This window comes from Carboxylicivirga fragile (assembly GCF_050589805.1).
GTDB classification, from domain to species: domain Bacteria; phylum Bacteroidota; class Bacteroidia; order Bacteroidales; family Marinilabiliaceae; genus Carboxylicivirga; species Carboxylicivirga fragile.
In genome coordinates this window covers 1-4,259 of sequence record NZ_JBNGOY010000102.1, presented here as the reverse complement: position 1 = coordinate 4,259, position 4,259 = coordinate 1, and the positions used below count along the sequence as shown (strand labels likewise).

Sequence of the window (4,259 nt, the reverse complement as noted above, 5' to 3'; positions counted from 1 at the left end):
CCAAACTATGCATTCGAATAATAAAAAATAGCCTAAATGCATAACGATAAAGCAAATCATCCATTTGGTGAAAATACCAAAATGGTGATTTTCTATCACGATAATTATCGTGACGGAGTTAACCTTCATGGATCCATTAGTTCATCATAAAAAAATGATTCCTAATGAATAATTCAGGTTTAACGTTTATGGTTTTAGAAGTAAAAAATAAAACGCTTATTAGATTTTTATCTATCGTGAATCAACACCTAATCCCTAATCCCTAACACCTAGTATCTAATCCCTAGTACCTAACACCCATTTAAACCGGATCAACATCAATTTGAAAGATGACTGATCGATACTCTTGCTGCGAGACGATTGAATTGATGGCTTCCCGAATAATTGACTTCACTCTTGCCGGAGAGGCCTTTTTCTCCAATTTCAATAGAATCTTTTTAATGAATAAATTCTGAATACGGTTTATTACCGGCGCTTGTGGACCTAATACCCGATTACCAAGCATGTGCATCAGTTGATTGGCCAAAATAGCAGACGCTCTGTTACACTTTGTTTGATCTTTGTGTTTAATGGTAATGTTGATAAGGCGATAAAATGGTGGATACTTAAAAGCAGCCCTTTCTTCTATTTGCCCATTGTAATGATTAATGAAATTATTATTGATTACATCCATAACAACAGGATGTTGCGTATTGGATGTTTGCAATACCACCAAACCTTGTTGATGTTTTCGGCCAGCACGTCCACTTACCTGTGTCATCAATTGAAAACTCCTTTCAAAGGCTCTGAAGTCAGGGTAATTCAACATATTGTCGGCATTTAATATACCTACCAACGACACATTCTCGAAATCGAGCCCTTTCGAAATCATTTGTGTGCCTATAAGAATATCAATTTTACCATCCTCAAATCGCCCAATTATTTTGTCATAGGCCGATTTGCTACGAGTGGTATCCAAATCCATCCGAGCTACTTTGTTGTCGGGATAGATAAGTTTGATTTCTTCCTCTATTTTTTCGGTACCAAAGCCACGTGTTTCGATGGCCGGATTATGACAAGCCGGACATATATCAGGGAGCTTCTCGGTATGATTGCAGTAATGACATATCAGTTGGTGATAATGTTTATGATAGGTCATACTCACATCGCAATTCACACATTTAGCCACCCACGCGCATTGCCCACATTCAATAAATGGACTAAACCCGCGGCGATTCTGAAATAGTATTATTTGCTTACCATTTTTCAATGCTTCGTCCATTTGCTCAACCAACTGGGGCGAGAAAGTGGATTTCATTAGTTTCTTACGGCGTGCTTCTCTGGTGTCAACGGCTACAATCTGTGGCATCTGAATGCCTTCGTAACGTTGCGTCAGTTCAACCAAGCCAAACTTACCTTGTTGCGCGTTGTAATACGATTCGATGGATGGCGTGGCGGTACCCAGAATCGTTTTCGCCCCATGCATATGAGCCAATACAATGGATGCATCTCTGGCGTGATAACGGGGCGCAGGATCAAATTGTTTGTAGGTGTTTTCGTGTTCCTCATCCACTATTATTAAACCTAGATTTTCAAATGGCAAAAAAACGGAAGAACGCACGCCAACAATTATCTGATAGTTACGTTTGGCTTGTAAATTCTGCCAAACCTCAACGCGCTCGGCATCGGCAAACTTACTGTGGTAGATACCAAGTATATTACCAAAATGTTTCTTGAGTCGTTTGGTTATTTGAGTGGTTAAGGCAATCTCGGGTAATAGGTAAAGCACTTGTTTACCTTTCTTTAATTGGGCTTCAATTAAATGGATATATATTTCGGTTTTCCCACCTGATGTTACACCATGTAATAAAACAACGTCCTTTGTTTCAAACGACGTGTTTATTTCGGAAAAGGCAGTTTGCTGAGCAGGTGTTAGCGGACTGGCTATGCTGTTTTCTGAATCACTAAGGTCGAGCCTGTCGATACTGTGTTCACTTTCTGTCAGAATCTTCTTCTCTACAAGTTCTTTTAGTACCGATGCTGCCGCATTGGTTTTTTTTATTAGTGCTTGCCGCTGAACCGATTCTCCTTTACTTGCTTTCTGAACGCCTCCGGCCAAGCTCAGAAAACTCATTAATGCTTCTAATTGTTTGGGAGCCCTTGACAGACGATCAAAAGCCGCTTGTAGCGCTTCTTCACTTCGGCATTCTGCATTTAGTGTAAGTCGCTTTTCGGTTTTTACTTTATAGCTATCTTTCAATCGTTCGCTTACAAACAGGGCATTGCGTTCGAGTAGTTTTTTGATAACAGGTAGGCAGCTTTTAAGCCCGCTCAATTGGTTTATCTCATTTATTGTGCAGGTTTTTTTACTCGCTACAATATCCAGTACTTTTCCTTCGGACGCCGATAACTGCCCATTCGCTACGAATTCAGCATTATAAATTACATTGGTTTCGCTTTCCATCTTTAGTCCCGATGGCAATGCCGCTTTATATATTTCGCCCAGTGTACATTGATAATATTCAGCCAACCATTCCCAAAATTTAATTTGACTCTGGTTCACGATGGCTTCTGAATCTAATATGGAGGTAATGTCCTTTGTTTCGTATTCTTCAGGCTTGTTGTTATGAATTTTATAGACGATACCCGAATACACCTTCTTCTTACCAAAGGGCACAACAACACGTTGCCCCACTGCAATATGCTTACTCATTTCCTCTGGCACCGAGTAGGTAAAAAGGCGAGCCAAGGGCACTGGCAAAATAATGTCGATGTACAAGCTGGAGTTATTCATTGAAATATTTAAAGGCTGTAAAGATAAGCAGAGTGATTGGAAAATTGGGAATTCATTCTTTGTATTAGCCATTTTAAACTTTAGCGTAAAGCAACCAATTTCTATATCTGTCATCTACTTATTGTTTAGAAACCAATTATTACCCTATGAAGAATCTTACTTTACTTTTAATTGCAAGCCTAATAGGTTTATTTGCATGTCAGGATAAAAACTTTGAAGAGTATCAAGTTAATGCACCTGTGTATATGACTTATGAAGATCTGCGAAAGAGTGTGAAAATTACTGAAGAGGTACCATTAGAGGTGCCAGGTAAAATCTATTTCAAGGATAATTATATTTTTATCAACGAAATAATGAAAGGCGTTCATGTCTATGACAACAGTAATCCATCATCTCCTGTTTATAAAACATTTATTGAAATACCCGGAAACGTTGATATTGCGATCAAAGGCAGCTTATTGTATGCTGATAGTTACGTTGATCTGGTTGCGATTGATGTAAGCTCGCTTGACAACATAGTGGAAAAACACCGCCTAAAGGATGTTTTTCGTTACAATCTACCTCCAACTAAAAATGATTACCGAATCGGTGACATAGATAAAAACAAAGGTGTAGTTGTAAACTGGAATCAAATCGAAGTGAGAGAAGAAGTAGTTGATGACATTTATAATCCATATCCATTTTTTGAGGGCTTCGATTATGCGATGTTAAATTCGAGTAAAGCTGCTGATGTTGGCGGATCACCGGGTGCAGGAATTGCTGGTTCCATGGCGCGCTTCATGTTGAATAAAAACTACTTGTACGTGATTGATCAGCAATGGGAGATCGATGTTTTTGACATTGCAGATCCAGCCTCGCCAGTAGTTAAAAATAGCTTTTATTCCAATGGTGTTGCTGAGACATTGTTTACGAAAGATGATGTATTATTTATTGGTGGGCAGAATGGCATGCAAATATTTGATTTAAGCAATGGTGCAGAGCCCGTGTTTATTTCTTCCTATTCGCACCTGACCGCTTGTGATCCGGTTGTTGTTAATGATGATTATGCTTTTGTAACGCTGCATTCCAATGATGTATGCGGCCGCGTAACAAATCAGTTGGATGTGATTGATATCCGTAATCTTCAAACACCGATACTCAAGAATACAGTCGCCTTAACCAATCCACATGGTCTAGGTATAGATGGTGATTATTTATTCGTGTGCGATGGCGACGACGGTTTGCGCGTATTTGATGCAACTCAGCCAGAGATTATGAGCCTACAAAATCAGCTAAAACGTTTCGAGAACATTAACGCCATTGACGTAATTCCATTAGGGAATACACTATTGATGATTGGAGAAGGTGGATTCTACCAGTATGATTATACCGACATTAATAATATACAGTTGCTAAGCGCCATTGAAGTGCAAACATCAAGCAACTAATGGCACTATGTTGAGCCTAACATAGCTCTGATTGTTTGATAAGAAGGGAGGGGCGCCCC

Annotated in this window: 2 protein-coding genes; one reads left to right on the top strand and one right to left on the bottom strand. The window is 39.3% G+C overall.

Annotation, left to right across the window (positions count from 1 at the left end; all coding sequences use genetic code 11):
• Window positions 1-301: 301 nt before the first annotated feature.
• Window positions 302-2,887, bottom strand: coding sequence for a replication restart helicase PriA (gene priA / locus ACRD7B_RS22595; RefSeq protein ID WP_430826942.1), 2,586 nt, complete (start codon window positions 2,885-2,887; stop codon window positions 302-304).
• A gap of 32 nt (window positions 2,888-2,919) precedes the next feature.
• Between priA and ACRD7B_RS22590 the strand changes: the two genes are divergently transcribed.
• Complete coding sequence (locus ACRD7B_RS22590) at window positions 2,920-4,200, top strand: LVIVD repeat-containing protein (protein ID WP_430826941.1); 1,281 nt, start codon at window positions 2,920-2,922, stop codon at window positions 4,198-4,200.
• Window positions 4,201-4,259: the final 59 nt, after the last annotated feature.